The organism is Snodgrassella sp. ESL0323, assembly GCF_013346865.1.
GTDB classification, from domain to species: Bacteria; Pseudomonadota; Gammaproteobacteria; order Burkholderiales; family Neisseriaceae; genus Snodgrassella; species Snodgrassella alvi.
On the sequence record NZ_JAAEDT010000020.1, the window covers coordinates 276733 to 297859 of the forward strand.

The 21127-nt window shown below is 45.1% G+C and carries 13 protein-coding genes and 2 pseudogenes; 5 read left to right on the forward strand and 10 right to left on the reverse strand.

All coding sequences use genetic code 11. The features are described from left to right. Window positions 1–518: 518 nt before the first annotated feature. The 6 genes and pseudogenes from GY065_RS09900 to GY065_RS09920 all read right to left on the reverse strand — a co-directional run bounded on the left by GY065_RS09900 (window position 519) and on the right by GY065_RS09920 (window position 6758). Window positions 519–1436: a lysine exporter LysO family protein gene (locus GY065_RS09900; protein WP_174833974.1), complete on the reverse strand. Its 918-nt coding sequence runs from the start codon at window positions 1434–1436 to the stop codon at window positions 519–521. 112 nt (window positions 1437–1548) lie between these two features. After that, window positions 1549–2325, reverse strand: a complete 777-nt coding sequence (locus GY065_RS09905; protein ID WP_025329998.1) for a ferredoxin--NADP reductase — start codon at window positions 2323–2325, stop codon at window positions 1549–1551. Between the two features lie 269 nt (window positions 2326–2594). Next, window positions 2595–2705 (reverse strand): annotated as a pseudogene (locus tag GY065_RS13635) (SEC-C metal-binding domain-containing protein); the annotation flags it as partial. Between the two features lie 65 nt (window positions 2706–2770). Then, window positions 2771–5264, reverse strand: a pseudogene (gene secA, locus GY065_RS09910) (preprotein translocase subunit SecA); the annotation flags it as partial. A 353-nt stretch (window positions 5265–5617) separates the two neighbouring features. Beyond that, window positions 5618–6154, reverse strand: a complete 537-nt coding sequence (locus GY065_RS09915) for a hypothetical protein (protein ID WP_037474998.1) — start codon at window positions 6152–6154, stop codon at window positions 5618–5620. 187 nt (window positions 6155–6341) lie between these two features. After that, window positions 6342–6758 (reverse strand): DciA family protein, encoded by a 417-nt coding sequence (locus GY065_RS09920; RefSeq protein WP_037475000.1) that lies wholly within the window; start codon window positions 6756–6758, stop codon window positions 6342–6344. Window positions 6759–7259: 501 nt separating this feature from the next. Between GY065_RS09920 and GY065_RS09925 the strand changes: the two genes are divergently transcribed. After that, the gene (locus GY065_RS09925; protein ID WP_174833976.1) at window positions 7260–7634 is read left to right on the forward strand and encodes a CHAP domain-containing protein; all 375 of its coding nucleotides are present in this window, start codon (window positions 7260–7262) and stop codon (window positions 7632–7634) included. A gap of 81 nt (window positions 7635–7715) precedes the next feature. On the opposite strand, the gene GY065_RS09930 is transcribed toward GY065_RS09925, so the two are convergent. The 3 genes from GY065_RS09930 to GY065_RS09940 are packed head-to-tail and all read right to left on the reverse strand — an operon-like array spanning window position 7716 to window position 10500. Continuing rightward, window positions 7716–8492 (reverse strand): ferredoxin--NADP reductase, encoded by a 777-nt coding sequence (locus GY065_RS09930; protein ID WP_174833977.1) that lies wholly within the window; start codon window positions 8490–8492, stop codon window positions 7716–7718. 47 nt (window positions 8493–8539) lie between these two features. Continuing rightward, a complete protein-coding gene (locus GY065_RS09935; protein ID WP_037475008.1) occupies window positions 8540–9322 on the reverse strand; it encodes a J domain-containing protein in 783 nt (260 codons plus the stop codon). Between the two features lie 20 nt (window positions 9323–9342). Next, window positions 9343–10500, reverse strand: coding sequence for a PLP-dependent aspartate aminotransferase family protein (locus tag GY065_RS09940; protein WP_174833978.1), 1158 nt, complete (start codon window positions 10498–10500; stop codon window positions 9343–9345). Window positions 10501–10756: 256 nt separating this feature from the next. Here GY065_RS09940 and folE2 point away from each other — a divergent pair, with 256 nt between their 5' ends. Then, window positions 10757–11530 (forward strand): GTP cyclohydrolase FolE2, encoded by a 774-nt coding sequence (folE2, locus tag GY065_RS09945; protein ID WP_037475470.1) that lies wholly within the window; start codon window positions 10757–10759, stop codon window positions 11528–11530. A gap of 148 nt (window positions 11531–11678) precedes the next feature. Then, window positions 11679–13541: a protein-disulfide reductase DsbD gene (gene dsbD / locus GY065_RS09950; protein WP_174833979.1), complete on the forward strand. Its 1863-nt coding sequence runs from the start codon at window positions 11679–11681 to the stop codon at window positions 13539–13541. A 77-nt stretch (window positions 13542–13618) separates the two neighbouring features. Here the strand turns inward: dsbD and GY065_RS09955 are convergent, their stop codons facing one another. Next, on the reverse strand, window positions 13619–13990 hold the full coding sequence (locus GY065_RS09955; RefSeq protein WP_037475473.1) for a hypothetical protein: 372 nt from the start codon (window positions 13988–13990) through the stop codon (window positions 13619–13621). 247 nt (window positions 13991–14237) lie between these two features. On the opposite strand from GY065_RS09955, the gene recC reads away from it, so the two are divergent. Next, complete coding sequence (gene recC, locus GY065_RS09960; RefSeq protein WP_174833980.1) at window positions 14238–17462, forward strand: exodeoxyribonuclease V subunit gamma; 3225 nt, start codon at window positions 14238–14240, stop codon at window positions 17460–17462. Next, complete coding sequence (recB, locus tag GY065_RS09965) at window positions 17462–21088, forward strand: exodeoxyribonuclease V subunit beta (RefSeq protein WP_174833981.1); 3627 nt, start codon at window positions 17462–17464, stop codon at window positions 21086–21088. The genes recC and recB overlap by 1 nt, the downstream gene beginning before the upstream one ends. Window positions 21089–21127 lie beyond the last annotated feature (39 nt).

Here is a 21127-nt window from a genome sequence, read left to right on the forward strand (position 1 = left end):
AACTATAAAATATATATCTGGTTATTTTTATATGATCTATCGTTCTAATTAAATTTTATGCACGTAGCTTTAATTTTTAACCTTAAATTAATTTTAAGATGTTTGTTATTTTATTTTTGTTTATCCTTGATATTTTAAAGATGCTTTATCGGGACAAAAATTATAATTCAATGATTTTATTATAAAATTTTCCTTCATGAGTGCTGAATTTTCTTAAGTAATTTTGAATCAGAAATAATATCTTGAAATTAACTATCAGGAAAATGACAGAAAGAGTTGGAACAAGTTCTGAATTAAAATCATTGTACTATTTGTGAATTTAATTCTGCAATTTATATAAAATTTATAATATGAATTGATTATGAAATTTATTGATAAAATTTGACTAGAAAGAAATGCCTAAAATAGTTATGTATTCTGATTCCGGTAAAAAATACGTTGAATGAAGAAAGCTGTATTTCAGGATATCATCCTGATAAAACACTTAAGTATAATCTTACGATAACAAAAAATACTCTCTAAAACTGTAGTGATGAAAAAAACACCATCAATACTGGCGAAGTAATATTAACAATAAAACCAAAGCTGATTGCCACCGGTACAGCAGTAATACCGCCGGAGGATTGAATTACTGGCAAAGTAAAATCCAGACTGGTTGCACCACCTACGCTGACTGCTGTAGTAGGATAACGACGCATCAGTACGGGAATAAAAATAAGAGCAAAGAATTCGCGTGCCAGATCATTAAACATGGCAATACTGCCCCAGACTGCCCCGTAAGCCTGACTCATGATAATGCTGGAAAGTGAATACCAGCCATAACCGCTGCTGAGTGCCAGCCCTTTACTTACAGACACATCAGGCATAATCAGAGCAAATAGCAAACCGCCAAGCAGGCTGGCCAGTGTGAACAATCCGGCACAGATAACCCCGCGGCGATTGAGAAATACCTGATGCAGGGTAATGCCGCTGCTGCGCAATTGCATGCCCACCAGTAAAAGTAAAATTATCAGCGCTTTGTTAACAGCAGCCAGCGGGCTGCCCAGCCAGTCAAAAGAGAGATAATTACCGGCGATTAGCCCGGCGAGCAAACAGCCAACCTGCTTGAGACTGCCCATAATACTGGTATTGCCGGACTGGCCTGTTTGCTGCTGCCGGTTCAGCCGCCACGGATAACGGCGGTCAAACCAGATAAATATCAGTAGATTGGCTGCGATCAGGCAGATGAATAATACCGCTACAGTTAAGCTGATATTAGCCAGTTGTGCGCCCAGATCGGGCTCTTGCGCCAGTGATAATCCTATTAGAAATAAAATCAGATATACCAGCCATGCCAGCCCATAATTCAGCCAGTTTACAACCCGTGCCGGCGTGGGTATGCAAAATCCGATAAACAAGGGAATCAGGATGATTAGCAGGGAGATTAAATGTTGCATGGATAATTGTGTACGGCAGAATTAGGGATAATAAATGATTTAGCTACAGGCAGGTACAAAACAGGCAGCACATTGTGTGACAATGGCTGCCTGTGAAATACCCGTTCAGGTTTTACTGGTCAACGAAAGCGCGTTCGATAACGTAGTCACCACGCTGCCCCATTTTCGGGGAAATAGTCAAACCAAAGCTATTAAGTGTTTCACAGCTGTCTCTGAGCATTTCGGGGCTGCCGCAAATCATCGCCCGGTCGTCAGCAGGATTAATCGGCGGCAAGCCAATGTCGGTAAACAGTTTACCCGATTTCATTAAATCAGTCAGGCGCCCGTGGTGGATAAAATCTTCCCGGGAAACCACCGGATAGTAAATCAGTTTTTCACGTACTAATTCACCCAGATATTCATGATTGGGTAACTCTGTGGTGAAATGATCATAATAGGCCAAATCTTTTTTATAGCGCACGCCGTGAATCAGAATGATTTTTTCAAACTGTTCATAGATGTCCGGGTCTTTGGTTACGCTGAGAAATGGTGCCAGACCGGTACCGGTAGACAGCAGATACAGATGTTTGCCGGGGTTAAGGTCACCGACAATCAAGGTACCGGTAGGCTTTTTACTCACCAGTACTTCGTCACCCGGTTTCAGATGCTGTAAGCGGCTGGTTAACGGACCATCCTGTACTTTAATACTGAAAAAAGCCAGCTCTTCTTCCCAATTGGCACTGGCAATACTGTAAGCTCTCATCAGGGGTTTACCGTCTACCATCAGACCAATCATCACAAACTGACCATTCTGAAAACGTAATGATTCGTCCCGTGTGCAGGTAAATGTGAAATATGCGTCTGTCCAGTGATGTACGGACAATACTTTTTGTGTGTTATAGGCTGCCATTAATTATCCATGGTTAAGGAAAGCGGTATTATTAGCGTAAACCGAAAACACGCCAGCTTTCTGTTGCCATTCAGGGACATTTTATGTTCTGACCGCTGACGTAAGATGTGAATTTTAAGACAATTTGATGTGCTGTTCAATGGGTTTTAGAGTATTCACTTTAATAAAAATACTCTGTTCCAGGCAGTTTTATCTAAACAGCAGTAAATATATCAACAGGTTGCTATATGCATAGCAACCTGTTGAAGTTAATCCGGATTTATTTGCACTTACAGACGACCATGACACAGTTTGTATTTCAGACCGCTGCCGCAAGGACACGGATCATTGCGGCGTACGATAAGACCGCGTGCTTCCAGAGCTTCGGGGCTGAAATCTTCATCTTCCGCCACTTTGTCAGCAGCAAATACTTCGTGCTGCTCTTCTTCGGAGACCGTTTCAAAACGCACTGAAATCAGCATTGAAGCAACGGTATGGCGTATATTGCTCCACATGGCCTGAAACATTTCGAATGCTTCGCGTTTGTATTCCTGTTTCGGATTTTTCTGGGCATAGCCGCGCAGATGAATCCCCTGACGCAGGTAATCCATATCGGCCAGATGTTCGCGCCAGCGGCTGTCAATAATTTGCAGCATGATGTCGCGCTCAAATTTACGCATGGTATCGATGCCAACCAGCTCAACTTTATGAGCATAATCTTTTTCAACAATATCCAGCAAACGTTCGCATATGCTTTCATTATCGAGACTATTGTCTTCTTTAAACCAGTCGCTGATGGAAACATCTATATTGTAATCAGCAGCCAGTTTGTTTTCTAGACCGGAAATATCCCACTGCTCTTCCATGCTATTGGGCGGAATAAAGCTGTCTACAGTATCAACGATAGCATCATGGCGCATTTCCTGCATCAGTCCGTCAATGTCGTTACTGGCAAGGATATCAGCACGCTGATGATAAATAACCTTACGCTGGTCGTTGGCTACGTCATCGTATTCAAGTACCTGTTTACGCATGTCGAAGTTACGGTTTTCGACTTTGCGCTGTGCTCCTTCAATCTGACGGTTGAGCATTCCGGCTTCGATGGCCACACCGCGTTCAGGAGCCAGACGATTAAGAATCGCTGTTGCACGGTCAAGTGCAAACAGACGCAATAACGGATCTTCAAACGACAGATAAAAGCGGCTGGAACCGGCATCCCCCTGACGACCGGCACGGCCACGCAGCTGATTGTCGATACGACGGCTTTCATGGCGTTCGGTACCGATAATGTGTAAACCACCGGCAGCGATTACAGCATCATGGTCAATCTGCCATTGCTGCTGTAATTTGTCGATTTCGCTTTTTTTTGCTTCTTCGGTGAGACTGTCGTCGGCATTAATGGCATCTATCTGCGGTTTGATATTGCCACCGAGCACAATATCTGTACCACGACCGGCCATATTAGTGGCAACGGTAATCATGCCGGGGCGGCCTGCCTGAGCAATAATATCTGCTTCACGCGCATGTTCTTTGGCATTGAGAACATTGTGCGGCAAGTGTTCTATATTCAGTAAACCGGATATCAGCTCAGAATTTTCAATGCTGGTGGTACCAACAAGGATTGGCTGACCTTTGCCATGGCGCTCTTTGATATCAGCAACGACAGCTTCATATTTTTCTTCAATAGAACGGTATATCTGGTCGTTCAGATCTTTACGTACCATTGGTCGGTTTGTCGGAATAATAACAGTTTCCAGACCGTAAATACTCTGGAATTCGAATGCTTCTGTATCGGCTGTACCGGTCATACCGGCCAGTTTGTCGTACAGGCGGAAGAAATTCTGGAAAGTAATGGAAGCCAGTGTCTGGTTTTCCTTGTTGATTTCCACGCCTTCTTTGGCTTCAACAGCCTGATGCAGACCATCAGACCAGCGCCGGCCAGCCATCAGGCGGCCGGTAAATTCGTCGACGATGACTACTTCACCATCCTGAACAACATAATGCTGGTCGCGCTGGTAGAGTGTATAAGCACGCAGCGCAGCCATCAGATGATGCATCAGCATAATATTGGTGGTGGAATACAGGGAATCGCCTTCCTGCAGTAATCCCATTTTGGTAAGAATCTGCTCGGCATGCTCATGCCCCTGATCGCTGAGCACTACCTGCCGGGCTTTTTCATCTACCCAGTAATCGCCCGCACCTTCTTCGCTTTTCTGGGCAATCAGCTGTGGCGGAATCTGATTCATTACCTGATAAAGCGTAACGTTGTCGTCGGCCTGACCGGAAATAATTAATGGTGTACGGGCTTCGTCAATCAGAATGGAGTCTACTTCATCAACTACTGCAAATGACAGATCACGCTGCACTTTTTCGCTCAGATCACTTACCATATTGTCGCGTAAATAATCGAAGCCGTATTCATTATTGGTACCGTAAGTAATATCAGCCATATAGGCAGCTTTTTTATCAGCATGATCCATATTACTGATAATGATGCCAACAGACATGCCCAGAAATTCATACAGCGGGCGCATGATTCCGGCATCACGTGCAGCCAGATAATCATTCACGGTAACTACATGTACACCCTTGCCGGCAAGAGCATTCAGATAAACGGCTGTCGTGGCGACCAGTGTTTTCCCTTCGCCGGTACGCATTTCGGCAATTTTGCCATAATGCAATACCATACCGCCGATAAGCTGCACATCAAAGTGCCGCATACCCAGTACACGCAGACTGGCTTCACGGCATACGGCAAAAGCTTCTACCAGCAGGCTGTCGAGTTTTTCTCCATCAGCCAGACGTTGTTTGAACTCAGCAGTTTTAGCCTGTAGCTCAGTATCGCTTAATGCCTGAATTTGTGGTTCGAGTGCATTGATTCTGGATACTTCTTTACGATATTGTTTCAAAAGCCGGTCGTTGCGGCTTCCGAGAATTTTTTTAGCTAAGTTTTTCAACATAAATCAACAGTCCGGCACCTGCAGGCGCAATAAAAAGTAAGCGTGAAATGGAGAATTTTAACACAAGCACCCACACTGCTGTGCGGCTGTTTGCATACCTGTGTTAATTATGTGCAATCTGAAACTGTTCAGAAGTTACTGATTGCTGTTTAGGTGCTTAATATAATGGTAAAACTGTTTTTTCCAAGCGCTGTCTGTGGTAAAAGATGCTGTTGCTGCTGTGGTTAATACAGCAGTGTCTATAAAAAAATATCATCTGCAATGCAGATGATAATGTGGTTAAGAAATATCGAGAATGGTTAAATTTAGCTGTAAAGGCTATGTTATTGTTACGATTTTGTTTTTTTAAATGATTAATAATCAAATCGTAAGCAGCCAAAATAAAATTCACCCTGTTTCGAAGTTTTGTCTCGTCCGATAAGAATTGTGTCTGGATAGGGATTATCAGCAGTTACGTCAGTTGTATATTGATAGTACTGGTTTATATTATCGCCCCAGGAAAGAGTCTCTTTTAACTGAACCGGTACGGGTTTGGCACCAATAGATTTAGCAAATCTGGCCATATCGCCTTTGGCTATGGCAAAAAAATATGAACCGCTATCGCCCTGATATCGAACAACAGAAACAGAAGTATTTGCAATCTGCAGCGGTTTAGTAAAGCGATATTCCAGATCAATAAGGCCGTCTTTTTCGAAATTTTTTACAGTAATTTTTTGTTTATTAAGCTGTGTAGTTATACCTGAATCACGTGCATCAACAGGTTCGGCTTTGCACAATAGCGCAGCCTTGAATTGATTGCTCAATACTGTATTAGTTTTTGCAATTGCTGCCCCCCCAGCTAAATTGAAAATAAGTAAACAACTGCATAAAAGTATATTTTGTGTTCTCATGTTTTGACCCTAATCATAAATAAATATAATAATTAGATTAAATGATATTTTTGCAAAACAAAACGTACTAGCTGATAAAGTATTATAGCTAAAATATTATCATAATAAAATCAATGTGTATATTCAAACCTCAATATGATTCATAATCAGAAATGATTAGTTTACTTATTTCTGCAAAAATCCTATTCTAATCGTTTTTTTCACTTAAGCTGCGTAATGCTGCTGCCAGTTCCGGATGATGGCTTAAAGCCTGAGCCGAACGCATCAATGCATTACGAGCTACAGGGCTTAAACTGGCATTTTTAATCACCTTCTGCTTTGAATCTGCTGGTTTTACTCTAACTTTTATATTTTCAATGGTGATATCAATTTTTTGTATTTGTGGTAATAGTGCTGGCAACACCATGCGTAAGCGTGAAGCCACCATACTATTATGAGCAATCACTACCAGACAGCCAGCACGCACACAGGCCACATTAAAATGAGCACACAGACTGGCTGGTAGCTCCTGTTTAAGGCATGCACTCAACCGCTGCCAGTGTGCAGACTGCACCAGTAAATGATTCAGCTGAGCATTCGTTTTGCCGAAACGGTTTAAATTCATTTTAAATACTAACGTAAATTATTCGAGATACAATGGCATTCACCATTTATTTAAATAGCGATGAACGTTATTTATAATCACTTTTAAATATTGATTTAAAAACAATTATTATAAATTACTAAGCTGCGTAAGCAGTAATTACTACGAACTCATCTACATCAACTATAAACAATAACATGCAGTATATTTTTATAAAAACAAATTTGCATTTATTCTTCCATGCACACAAACACAAATATTGCATAATTTTAAATAATTTAATATTATTGTAATGATTAATAGCTTTTTCTATACAAATAGCTATATATATTGACATACTTTTGCATATTATAAAAATATATAGTAAAATTGAAGGTGGTATTGAATTCAAAAATTTACTGCCTCTCAATAAAACAATAGTCTATTTAGTATTAAATTGTATTTGTAATATTTTACTGAACAATAGCAAATGATTAAATTTCATTTAATTTTTTAGGGCAATCAAAATCAGGAGAATTTCTAATGACATGGGATGTTAACAAAGCCGTCACTCACCTTAAGAACCATGCGGAGCCAAGCTCAAAAGGGTACTGTGGTAAATATGTTAGAGAAGCCATTGAAGCAGGTGGAATTCGTTTAATTAGAAAAAACTCGGCAAAAGACTATGGCTCAAGTTTAAAAACAGCTGGGTTTACTGAATATTCTTCTGTTCCCCCTGGTGGCTATGAAGCTGGCGACGTTGCTGTAATACAGAAACCGGATGATCAACATGAACATGGTCATATGCAAATGTATTCTGGCGCTCAGTGGATTTCAGATTTTAAACAACAAGATTTCTGGCCCGGTTCAATTTACACCGAAAAAACTCCTTCATATAAAATTTATCGAATGGAATAAGTAAATCCATAATGAGTCATCAACAGTAATACGTAGCTCCATTGGATCGGCTTTATGTTAAAGCAATAGTATATTAACCATTTAAAAGCCGTTTTCCATAATAATCTGTCCGGGTATTCTGTTGCGGTGCATGCTATAGCCCATATCCAGTAAGGTCTGAAAAGTATCGGTAACCATGGCCGGATTACCACACAGCATAAAACGGGTTTGTTCTTGGTTGAAATTCAAACCCAGACCTTCTGCCAGCGTACCATTCTGCAATAATTGCGGCAGACGCTGATCGAGTGCTCCGGCAGTTGGTTCACGGGTAACTACCGGCTGGTAAGTCAGTTGATCTGTATATTCGCCAATCAGAGGGTGATGGATTAACTCGTTTATATGCTGGCTGAAAATCAGTTCTTTGGCATATGAAACGGAATGTACCAGCCCGATATGCCGGAAACGTTCCCAGACAGCAGGCTGTTGCAGCATAGACAGAAACGGTGCAATGCCGCTACCGGTACTGAGCATAACCAGTTGCTCGCCATCAGTAAACCGTCCCGGCAGGAAAAAGCCAAAAGCGGTTTTATCCAGCAGTATAGAGTCGCCCGCCTGCAATTGTGCCAGCCGGGCGCTCATCGGTCCACCTTCAATCAATACTACAAAGTATTCCAGTGTATCTGCATATTCGGCAGATACAACAGAATAGGCACGCCAGATAAAACCTGCGCCGTCTCGAAAACCCAGACGCGAAAACTGACCGGCACTGAAGCGATAGGCTTCAGGCCGAGTGATGGCAAAAGTCAGCAGTTTCGGGGTATGCTGTTTAACCCAGAGTACGGCTTCTTCAGTAAACTTGGCTTCTGCGGCAGCCTGCATGCAGTTATTCCTGTGTGTGTACCACCGGCTGAACGGTGACAGTATGATTACAGTCTGATATCAATATCCTGATATTTACGGCTGGCTTCGGTATTCCTGATTTCAATACCATCACTTACAGCCCATTCACCATCGGTAATACGCTGGTATTGCAGGCTGAAACTGCCATCGCCGATTTTATGCAGGGTAAAGGTTTCGCCCGCTGGAATATAAAAAGAGCGTATAGCGGTAAATTTACCGGCACGCAATTCATATAATTGGGCAAATACCGGCGATTGCAAGGAGGTGGCATGTACAACAATATTGTTATCGCCACGCTGACGCAAAACTGGATAGCCGGAAACATAAGCAGCTTTAAGCGGGAAAGACTGCCCGTTAGGGGCCGTTGTAACTGATTTGCTGGTGTGCTCATTAACAGTATTAACCGTGGGATGAGCCAGTTTCCACCATACTCCGCCCATAGCAATCAGGATAGCAATCCCCACAATCCACAGCCAGCCATGGCCGCGATCATGCAGATCAATTATTTTCTCCTGATGGTTAGGTAATAAGACTGGTGGCGCAAATGTTGTCTGTCTGCGCGCCAGCAAGGCTGGCGAAACCCTTGCCTGCAGGCTTTGACGCGCAATCCATACATCATGATGATGGCGCTGTTCCGGATCTGATAATACTGCATATGCTTTGTTAATTTCGGCCATAAGCCGATGCGCCTGCGGATTATGCGGATTGCGATCCGGATGGTATTTTTGTGATAAAGCCCGATAGGCTGCACGAATGACTTCGTCAGATGCCCCCTGAGCAACATTTAATACTTCATAATAATTGTGCACGGATTCTTCACTTACACAGGTTAAATCAAGGTATTGAGTGCGTGATTGATATCATTCCAGATATCTTCAATGTCTTCAATACCCGCTGAAATACGCAGCAGACCTTCACGTATGCCCAATGATTCTTTAACTTCCTTACTCATGCCGCTATGCGACTGGCTGGCACTGTGATTAATCAGGCTTTCCACTCCGCCAAGACTGGCCGCCATCCGAATCATGCGCAGATTTTTTATCACACTATTGGCTGCTTCGCGACTGTTCTGATGTAAATAAATGGAAACCACTCCGCCAAAACCATGCTGCATCTGTTTACAGGCGATATCATGATGTTCATGCTCCGCCAGACCGGGATAAAATACTTTTTCTACTGCCGGATGCTGCTGCAAGCGTCTGGCCAGTTCAGCCGCATTGGACAAATGCCGGTCCATACGCACAACCAGTGTTTTGATACCGCGTAATACCAGTGCGCAGTCCATCGGACCGGCCACGCCGCCGGTATTAATACTCAAGGCACGTAATAATTTTGCATGTACAGGATCTTTTACAACAACAATACCCATCAGCACATCTGAATGTCCGCACAGGTATTTGGTTGCGGAATGAAAAACAATATCCACACCCAGATTCAGCGGATTCTGTACGTAGGGTGTCGCAAAAGTATTATCCATACCGACAATGGCACCGGCAGCTTTGGCTTTAGCAGACAGTTCGGCGATATCTATCAGACGCAGCAGCGGATTACTCGGAGTTTCCAGCCATACCATTTTTACTTTGGTCTGCTCCAGTATCCGGTCAAGGTTATCTGGATTGGTAAGATCGGCAAAAATAACATTAACACCCCACTGAGCGTATACTTCAGTTAATAAATCATAAGCTCCGCCATAAATATCAGCTACCGCAACAATGGTATCACCCGGCCGCAGAAAAGTGCGCCACACAGCATCGATTCCGGCCATACCACTGCCATAGGCAAAACCAGCACAGCCATTTTCCAGCTCGGCGACTGTGTCTTCAAGTACTTGCCGTGTCGGATTGGAAATACGCGCATAACGAAACGGAATATTTTCGCCGATTTCATTCATGGCGAACATGCTGTTCTGATAAATAGGCGGCATTAGGGCACGGTTATGCTCTTCCGGCTGATAACTGGAATGAATGGTCTGTGTGGCAAATTTCATATTTTCTCCGGTTGATTACTGGTTTTGCTGTTCAGACAGCTGTTTATACGGGTAACGACATTAGTACTGAGACTGCTAGTTTAGCACGCACTCTGGTTATCGGGCAGCATGCTGTTTCTTTTACACTAATCCCGACTGATTTGCTCGGAATTAAGGCATACAGTATAATTTTATGCCTTATATGCCGGTGGTTTATGTGGTTTAAGCATACTGCGCCGGCTGGATTTAGATTTGTTTTGCAAGGAAAATTATCAGAATGGACACTATTGCCGACGTGCAAAGCAGTGTTGATAAACGCAATATGCCAATCAATCAGGTTGGTGTGAAAGGCTTACGCCTGCCGCTGAGTATTATTTGTGCTGCAGGTAAACAACATACTGTTGCTGATTTAACCATGACTGTGTCACTGCCTGCCGAACAGAAAGGCACACATATGTCACGCTTTATTGAGTTAATGCAAACACAGCAACAAAGTATTGATTTTGCCGCACTGCGGCAGCTGACTATCGCCATGTTAGAAAAACTTCAGGCAACAGCTGGTAAAATCAGTATTCGCTTTCCTTTTTTCCGGCAAAAGCAGGCTCCGGTAAGCGGTATTTCCAGTCTGCTGGATTATGAAGTGGTACTCAGTGGCGAAATTCAGGCCGGTATTTATCAGCAGACATTGCAGGTTATCATTCCGGTTACCAGTCTGTGCCCATGCAGTAAGGAAATATCTGCTTACGGGGCGCACAATCAGCGCTCACATGTTACTGTTACGCTGGTATGTACTGAGGCAATCGCTATTGAAGAAATTATTGATCTGGTCGAACAGCAGGGCTCATGTCAGTTATACGGGTTACTGAAACGGCCGGATGAAAAGTATGTCACTGAATATGCTTATGACAATCCTAAATTTGTTGAAGATATGGTGCGTGATGTTGCTACCGCGCTAAAAGCCGATACACGTATTCAGTCTTTTACGGTGGAAAGTGAAAATTTTGAATCTATTCACAACCATTCTGCCTATGCGCTGATACAATACCCGTAAACTGATTATTCAGACTTAATTTATATCTGGATATCACAATCAGAAAGCATTAAAGGGGGATAAATGACTACCCTGTTTTGTTCTGCCGGTAGTCTTTTTCTATGTTGATTATCCAGGCTGGAATTACACTGGCTACTGTGACCATTTTATGTATCACATTCCTACTCGCTTATATGTCTGTGCGACGTCCCTGCTAAAACTGTTATTTGTGCTGCCGGCTTTGTTACTGGGTCTGAATAGTGCGGTACTGGCTGCTGACAATAATAATTTATTACCGCCTGAACAGGCTTTTATACCGGAACTGGTTGTACATGATCAGGATATCCACGTATATTTTATTATTGCCGAAGGTTATTATCTGTACCAGAATAAAATTCAGATTAATACCGAACCGGCTGATATGTTTGGTAGCGGACATTTTATCCAGCAGGGGCAGCAGAAAAACGATGAGTTTTTTGGTACACAGCAAGTTTATTACGATCATGCGGATGTCGTCTGGCGCTATAGTGCCAAAGGTGCACAGACTGTTCCGTATAAGTTAACTCTATCTTATCAGGGCTGTGCGGACGCGGGGATTTGTTATCCACCGGTTGAAAATACATTAACCATCAGCCGTACCGGCAAATATCATATTACACCCCAGCTGCCGCATAATCAGCCCGGTCTGCCGGATACTTTTACTAATCCTCCTGCTAAAGCTCCGCCACCAGAGTTGTCAGGTAGTGCAGGTGGTGACAGTTTATTTCAGCTCTCCCGTGCGACTCTGATTACCAACTTAATGACTTTTTTTATTGCCGGCATGGGTTTAAGTCTGACAGCATGCATGTATCCGCTGCTGCCGATAGTTTCAGCTATTGTGATGGGTACCCGGCAGAAAACGTCTAAATTACGGGCATTTATCCTGTCTTTTGTCTATGTACAGGGACTGGCCTTTACTTACACTATTGTCGGCATTGTCACAGCCCGTACCGGAGCCTTTCTAACCGGCTGGCTGCAACAGCCTGCAGTAGTACTGACTGCCGCAGCCATACTGGTGATTCTGGCATTATCAATGTTTGATTTATACAGTATTCAGTTCCCGGCACGCTGGCAGGCTTTTTTTCAGCAAGCAAGCGGCCGCTTTCGTGGCGGACATTTGCTGTCTGTACTGGTAATGGGAGCATTATCAGCACTGATTGTTGGTCCGTGCGTTGCCCCCCCGCTGGCTTTTGCTCTGGGTTATATCGGACAGAGCGGTGATGCCACACTGGGCGGTATGGCTCTGTATGTTATGGCTCTGGGTACCGGCATTCCGCTGATTCTGATTTCTGTATTCGGTGTGCATATCCTGCCCCGCGCCGGTAACTGGATGGTTGGTGTCAAATATCTCTTTGGCCTGATGTTACTGGGTGCAGCCACCTATATTGCCACTCCGTTTCTGAATTACTATCTGGTAATCACTATTTATACTCTGCTAATGCTGATACCGGCTATCTATTTAGGCTGGCAGTGGTATCACTCGCAAGGACGTCAACGCTGGTTTAATGCGATTACCGCTTCACTGTTTCTGGCTGGCGGGATTGGTTTTGTATCAGCCAGCATAATGAACTATGCTACTCCTCTGCATCGTTTTCTTACTTTAACTCCGCCAAGCGGTCAGCATTTCGGACGTTATTTCGATAAACCGGAACAATTACGTCTGGCCATGCAAGAGTTGTTTGATGAGGATCCGGATAAACCGGTAATAATTGATTTTTATGCTGACTGGTGTATATCCTGCAAAGAAATGACCGCATTCACCCTGAATAAAGCTTCGGTCAGACGGGTAATTGAAGAAAAGCGTTTTTTACAGATTGATGTAACCAATAATACGCCGGCTCAGCGCAGAATGTTGCAACGCTATGGTCTGTACGGACCGCCGGGATTATTTGTTGTACACAGTAACGGTTATCGCAGCCAGCCACTGATTGGCTATGTACCGGCACCAGAACTATTAAGCTGGTATGATAAACAAGTACAGAAAGTACAATAAATCAACAGCCTCTTTGTCTGCAAAGAGGCTGTTGCACAGAACACAAACAGTACACACTTATTTTTGTTTGGGTGTACTCAATCCTGATAATGACGATCAGCTACTTTCAGAGTGCGCCGTGCCAGTGCCAGATTGGCTGTTTTTCGGTCGAGTACCATAAACATAAATACACTTTTTACGTTCTTCATCGGCCTCAATAAATAATATTGTTTATGCAGGCTGATGAGAATATCATCTATAACATCTTCATTTTTGTCCTGACCATAAAGGCGCTCAATAGCCTTAACTTCTGAACGCACAATCTCGGTATTGCCGGCGGACAGAATGTCAAGGTCCATACCTGAAGGGCTGACCCCGTCTATAAACATTCCGCTTTCATAATCCACGACAGCACACGCCATGACACCTTTAGTTGCCGCTAACTCATCAATGACGCCATCAAATCTCACTGTGATATCCTTCTTTTATTACCATACAAATTTATGGCAGGGTATTTAATTATCTATTTTCCAATTTTTTCCAGCTTTTGACTAGTATTAACTATTTTTTATTAAAATTTTTTAGTTTAAATTCTGTAAATATACTTTTGTGTCAACGCAATAAAAACAGCTAAAGGCGCAAAATCATGTTTGACTAATCGCTCAATCAGCTCCAGCACAGCTATAATAACAACCTTAACTGGTGCCGGATGCTGTTATGCTGTATGTTTATCAATCCAATCAATTATCTGATTTAGCTGCTTTATTTGCCAGTGTATATCAGCATACTTCACCACAGTCAGCATGGGCAGTAACAGAAATCGTGGTACAGAGTCAGGGCATGCGCCGCTATCTGAATCACTATCTGGCACAGGAACACGGTATTGCCGCCAATCTGCATTTCAGTCTGCCTGCCAACTATATCTGGCAGTTAACTCATCTGGTATTACCGCAAACGCCGGCACTTAATCCGTTTCAGGCAGATGTACTGCGCTGGCGTTTACTGGGATTGTTTCATAGTCCGGTATTCAAACAGCCGCAATTATGTCAAACTGCTGCGGCACTGCAATCGTATCTTGATAGCAGTACACAGGCACCTTACCATCTGGCCGGAAAACTTGCTGATATGTTTGACCAATATTTAATCTATCGCAATGATTGGATAAATATTTGGCAGGAAAACAAGTCTGCTAATCTGGGTGAAGATGAACAATGGCAGGCAGAATTATGGCGCTGGCTGAGCAATGAATCAGATTTACCGCATCGTGCCGGCTTAATGCAGGATTTTCTGAGTAAACTTGGTCCGGAACATCTGCCGGAGCGGATTTTCGTATTTGGTATTGCCACACTGGCACCGGTTTTTCTGCATGCATTACAGGTAATAGCCCAATATACTGATGTGCATATATTTGCAGTAAACCCATGTGCTGAGTACTGGGGCAATGTTGTCTCAGCAGATATGCTGCTCAATAGTCAGGAAACTGACCTGAGTGTGGTTGGTCATCCTTTACTGGCCAGTCTGGGCAAACAAGGGCGGGATTTTTTTGATGCACTCAATGATATGGGTGAAGTAGTGTATATGCCTTCTGTCTATGCTCAGTGTGATGAAGTGGCAGATACTCTGTTACACCGTCTGCAAAACGATATCCAGTGCCTGCAACATCCGAAACAGCCTGAACCACCCTACCGGCTGCAGGAATATGACAATTCCATTCAGATTGTGGCGGCGCATTCCTGCCTGCGTGAACTGCAAATTCTCAAAGAGCAGCTGATTCAGGACCTGGCCGCACATCCGCACTGGCAGCCGCAGGATATTGCGGTACTTACACCACATATTGAGCCTTATCTGCCTTTTATCCACGCTGTATTCGGACAAACGCAGGGCGACACGCCTGCTCTGCCTTATAATATTGCCGACGTTAAAATCAGCCTGCATGAACCACTATTGCAATTATTCGAAAAACTGCTGCAACTGATGCAGAGCCGGTTTGATATTGAAACTGTGCTGCCTTTGCTGGATGAATCTGCTCTGCGCGCACGTTTTGATTTAAATGACAGCGATACAGAACTGATTCACCGTGTCTGGAGCGAACAGGGAGTGCGCTGGGGCGTGGATGCAGATATGCGTCATGAATATGGCGGACAGGGTAAGCACTTTACCTGGCAGCAGGTGCGCGAACGTACGGTACTGGGCTGGCTGCTGCCGGATAATAAAAATCATGCACTGTGGCAGCAACAGCTTCCATGGTTTGGTGATATCAGCCAGACTGAGACTCTGGCGCGCGCCCAACAATTAATAGACTGTCTGATTAAACATCATACCTGCTGGCAAAAAGCAGCTACCATTCCCGAATGGATTGCGCGTACACGACAACTTCTGCGGGATTTAGCCAATACCGATTCTCTGTCCGGACATGCCATGCAGCAACTGGAAACCAGTCTGGCAGACTGGCAGGCACAGGCAGCACTGGCACAATTTAATCTGACTATTGAGCCAGTCATTGCAATCGAATATTTGCAGAATCATTTATCCACTACCCGTCAGGCCGGATTTCTGCGCGGCGGGATTACCTTTTGCAGTATGGTACCGATGCGCAGCCTGCCCTTTCGCTGTCTATGCCTTCTCGGTCTGAATGACGGTGAATTTCCCCGTACTACCAAATCTGCTGCTTTCGACCTGATTGCTCAACACCCGCGCCGCGGCGATCGTGCCCGTCGCAACGATGACCGCTATCTGTTTCTTGAATCTATTTTAAGTGCGCGCGAAAAACTGTATTTGTCGTATATCGGTAAAGATATTCGCAAAAACGAAGAACTGGCCCCCTCTGCTCTGCTTTATGAGCTGACCGATGTTCTGGCCGCCATGACCGGCTGTAATCCGCTGGTATTTAATCAGCAGCATATTATCCGACACCCGTTACAACCCTTTTCCTATCGCTATTTTAACGGTGATTTAGTCAGCTGCCGCAGTGATTACGCCACAGCCCTGAATCAGAATATAGATAAGCCTGCGCCATTTTATGCAAAAATAACTGAACCGGAAAAACAGAATCAGGAAGTTGATATTGAATCCTTTATCCGGTTCTGGCGTAATCCGGTACGTCACTGGCTTCAGCAGCAGTTACAATGGCAGGCACCCTATCAGGAAACACCAGTCAGTGCAGCAGAACCGTTTGCAATTGAAAACAGTACATCGATTTATACTGCCTATACCCGTGCACGCCGGCAGCATCTGGACTTTGCTGAGGTAGATGCAGCACTGGCAGTAAGCGGACTGGTGCCTGAAGGCGAGCTGGGCGTGATTGTCAGCCAGGTTTTACGCAATCAGACACTGGCTTTGGACAGCAGCATACTGTTCAGTCCCGCTGTCGCCGATATTGCCTTTATTTTTGAACATGAACAGTTACAGCTAAGTGGCAACATCAGTCGTTTACATCAGTGCGGGCAGCTGATTGAACGGAATCACGCCCCGACAGCACCGGATAATATTGAGTTATATCTGCGCCATTTACTCCTCTGCGCTACTGAAAGCGAAGGTGCACAGGACACATATGAGCTTTATCCGGCCAAACCGCGCATGCTGGTAGCAATGAGCCAGATTGATGCACAAGCGCAACTGGCTTTATGGCTTGAGTATTACCGGCTGGGTCAAAGCCGGCCACTGCCTTTTTTTCCGAAAACCAGCCTTACCACAGCCCTTAAATGGTATCGTAACCGGCAAAAGAAAAACCGTACGCCCGAATATGGTGCCGAAGAACGCAGCACCGCGTTTAAAGTCTATGCAGACAGCCATAACGGAAAACCGCAGGCAGACTATCCCGAGGTAGCTCAGGTATTTGGCCGCGATGAAGAACTGCCGATTGACACCCCGCTGTTCTGGCAACTGATTGAAGAATTACTGCTGCCCATGACAGCAGTGTTGGAAACCGCTGATAAATTATAATGAGCCAAGCATTAAATCCGATTACCATGCCCTTAAACGGCAGCAGCCTGATTGAAGCTTCTGCCGGTACCGGGAAAACCTTTAACATTGCCGCCCTGTTTGCACGGCTGGTGTTACTGGAACGCATGCCGGTTGACGCTATTCTGGTGGTCACTTTTACCAAAGCAGCTACAGCGGAGCTGAAAACCCGTTTGCGTACCCGCCTTAATCAGGCTCTGGCTCTGTTACAAAATAATCTGCCTGCGGAACAGAATGACCCGGTACTGCAACAGCTGATTGACTGTGCCCGCAGTCAGGATGATGATGCCAGCCTGATTCTACGCCTACAGGCAGCCATTACCCAGTTTGACCGTGCAGCCGTTTACACCATTCACGGATTCTGCCAGCGCGTACTCACTGATTATGCCTTTTTATGCCAGACACCATTTGATACGGAAACTATTGAAACTGATCCGGAAATGCTGTGCCGGTTTGCCGAAGACTTCTGGCGGCAGCAAGTAAGCAATAACAGCAGCATGGCTACTCTGGCCGTCGCTTACAAACTTACCCCTGCCCGGCTTATGCAGGAAATGGGACGGCACTGCGGCATGGTAGATTTACAGGTACGCCAGCCGCCGGTTGCGGATATAGCCAGCATAAATAACTGCTGGCAACAGGCATGGCAGAGCGTATGTACACATTTCAGCCTTATTCAGGATTCATTCTGGCAGTTACATCAGCAGCTAAATGGCAAAATTTACCGCCAGAAAAGTTATCAGCAGCTTTTCACCGACCTTCAGCTGGTAATGGAAAACGAAGTAAACTGCCATACTTTTTCATCTTCTGTACTGGAAAAATGTGCCAAACTGGCTTCATCCCTGCTACAGGAAAACACCAAAAAAAATCAAACACTCAATAATGAGCTGATAGCTAACATTGCCCCACTGGTCGAACTGGCAGAAGCTGTTACTGCCATGCTGACTGCAGAAGACAGCATATCACTGCAATTACAGCTGGACTGTTTTAACTACGTGCGCCAGTGTCTGAATCAGCACCGGCGCAACAGCCACCAGCGCAGCTTTGACGATTTACTGGCAGATCTGGGGCTGGCACTGTCTGCAGATAATCCCATGTCTGAAACACTGGCCGCAGCACTGGCACAAACATGGCAGATTGCACTGGTAGACGAATGTCAGGATACTGATCCGTTGCAGTACCGAATTTTCAAAACTGCGTTTGCCGAACAAAACCGCCCGCTTATTATGGTGGGTGACCCGAAACAGGCTATTTACCGTTTTCGTGGTGCTGATATTCACGCCTATCTGCGCGCCGCTGCCGATACCCCGCCACAGCAGCGTTATACTCTGACCACCAATTACCGCAGCCATCAGGCACTGGTACAGGCCATTGGTCACCTGTTCAGCGGCAAAAAGCTGCCTTTTATTCTTGAGGGTATCAGCTATCCGCAGGTTCAGGCACAGGCAGAAAATAACCGTCTGCATTACAGTCACGGCAATACTGTTATACCAGCGGTAGTGGTGCGCTGGCTGCATGAAAAAATAGATGTCAGCGAGAAGGGAGCGGAAATTATCCCGAATAAAGACAGTCTGCGGACACGTGCGGCCGAATATTGTGCCTATGAAATTGCCGGCATGATTAATCAGGGTATGCGCGAAGAACTGCTACTGAGTAACCGGCCGTTACAGGCTGGCGATATTGCCGTATTGGTGCATTCACATAATGAAGGCCGCATGATTGCCGGCGCATTGAAACGCTGCGGCATCATGAGTGTCTCTCTTGGTAACCATTCGATTTTTTCCAGCACTGAGGCACAGGCTGTCGAGGCTCTGTTACGTTTCTGGCTGCAACCGCAGCGCACTGAAACATTACGCTTTATCCTTGGCGGTGTTCTGTTCGGCTGGACAGCAGCACAGCTGGCAGATCTGAACCAAAATGAAAATACACTGAGCGAATGGATACAGCTGGCACTGCAAACCCGCGAACAATGGCAGCAGTATGGTATTTATTCTGCCATACAGTGGTTTGCCGGCCAGACCGGTATGGAAATCAGATTACTTACGCAGCGCAATGAGCGCAGTCTGACCAATCTGTGGCAGCTGGCCGAATTACTGGCTGATGCTGAACAAACCCTGCCGACGGCCAACGCCCTGCTGAACTGGCTGACCAGTACCATCAGCAACGAGCGGTCAGCAGGTGAAAGCAGTCTGCTGCGACTGGAAAGTGATGAAGCACTGGTTAAAATTGTGACCATGCATGCTTCCAAAGGGCTGGAGTATCCGGTGGTATTCTGTCCGTTTGCATGGGATGGTAAAGAGGCCATTAATAATCAGGAACACTGGCAACGTCTGCATCAGCAGGATAAAGTGGAACTGATTGCCAATAGTTTGCTCAGTGACAGCGACCGGGAGGAGCTGGAATGCGAAAGTATGGCCGAACGTTTGCGTCTGTATTATGTAGCCTTTACCCGGGCACGCGAACAATTGATACTGTACACTGCCGCCTGCAACAATACCGCCAGTAACCCCATGGCATGGCTACTGGACGGACAGCCAGACAATACCCTGAAAGAATCCCGCCAATTCTGGCAGGAAACTCACAAGCCCAATCTGCCCAGTACTTTGCGTGCTGCATGGCATCAATGTTTGGCTGCCGGTAACCCTAAGCTGTTTCAATGGTGTGAAGGTAATGTAGACCCTGCCTGTATTGATATCAGTAAAAAACCCGAACAACCTTATCGTGCGCTAACACCGACGGTAAGAACTTTTCAATCCATACGCTATACCAGCTTCACCAGTCTGAGCCGACATGATTACAATCACCGCGAATCTGCTCCGGAAGAAGAAAAAATAGCACCTGCGCTGGATCAGGCTGAAGTACAGATTCAGCCGCTGAGCCCCGATACAGAAGCGGAAACACCTGTGCTCGCATTCGAGCGCGGTATCAATGCCGGGCTCTGCCTGCATGCCATACTGGAACAGACCGAATTCAGCCTGCCGGCTACTGCAACGGAACAGGAGCATATTCTCGACTGTCTGGCGCGTTATGGTTTCGACAGCCGACACAGCACCACCATGCAGACGCTTACTGATACCGTACGCCAATGCCAGCTGTCACCACAAACCATTATTGCAAACATACCTAAAGCACAACGAGTGGCTGAAATGAATTTCATGCTGCGGGTTGCCGATTTCAGTATCGCAGATTTACAACAGTGGTTTAACCACGCATCCGGATTACCGCAATGCTGTGTTCAGGCGGCACAAGAGCTGGATTTTTCTACGGTAAACGGATTTATCAACGGGGCTATCGATCTTCTTGGCGAAGACCGGCATGGTCAGGTATATGTTATTGATTACAAATCCAACCATTTGGGAAATTGTCTGTCAGACTATACCCAGGAAAACATGGACGAGGCTATTGCCAAACATCACTACTATCTTCAGGCACTCATTTACAGCATTGCCTGTGCACGATTTCTGCACAGTCGCCGGCAGCTGCCGCCCAGCATCAGCGTACGTTATCTCTTCCTGCGCGGACTTAATCCGCACAACCAGAATGGCATATGGAAATGGGATATAGACACAACCAGTCTTAGACCATGGCTAGTAGAACATGACAAAGTATAGCAGCTGCGGTATATTAACCATTCCAGCCGTATTTTTCGC

What these genes read in the sequence shown, in the direction of transcription:
- GY065_RS09900 (WP_174833974.1), bottom strand. Translation starts at nt 1,436, where the DNA reads ATGCAACATTTAATCTCCCTGCTAATCATCCTGATTCCCTTGTTTATC.
- GY065_RS09905 (WP_025329998.1), bottom strand. Translation starts at nt 2,325, where the DNA reads ATGGCAGCCTATAACACACAAAAAGTATTGTCCGTACATCACTGGACA.
- GY065_RS09915 (WP_037474998.1), bottom strand. Translation starts at nt 6,154, where the DNA reads ATGAGAACACAAAATATACTTTTATGCAGTTGTTTACTTATTTTCAAT.
- GY065_RS09920 (WP_037475000.1), bottom strand. Translation starts at nt 6,758, where the DNA reads ATGAATTTAAACCGTTTCGGCAAAACGAATGCTCAGCTGAATCATTTA.
- GY065_RS09925 (WP_174833976.1), top strand. Translation starts at nt 7,260, where the DNA reads ATGACATGGGATGTTAACAAAGCCGTCACTCACCTTAAGAACCATGCG.
- GY065_RS09930 (WP_174833977.1), bottom strand. Translation starts at nt 8,492, where the DNA reads ATGCAGGCTGCCGCAGAAGCCAAGTTTACTGAAGAAGCCGTACTCTGG.
- GY065_RS09940 (WP_174833978.1), bottom strand. Translation starts at nt 10,500, where the DNA reads ATGAAATTTGCCACACAGACCATTCATTCCAGTTATCAGCCGGAAGAG.
- folE2 (WP_037475470.1), top strand. Translation starts at nt 10,757, where the DNA reads ATGGACACTATTGCCGACGTGCAAAGCAGTGTTGATAAACGCAATATG.
- dsbD (WP_174833979.1), top strand. Translation starts at nt 11,679, where the DNA reads ATGTATCACATTCCTACTCGCTTATATGTCTGTGCGACGTCCCTGCTA.
- recC (WP_174833980.1), top strand. Translation starts at nt 14,238, where the DNA reads ATGCTGTATGTTTATCAATCCAATCAATTATCTGATTTAGCTGCTTTA.
- recB (WP_174833981.1), top strand. Translation starts at nt 17,462, where the DNA reads ATGAGCCAAGCATTAAATCCGATTACCATGCCCTTAAACGGCAGCAGC.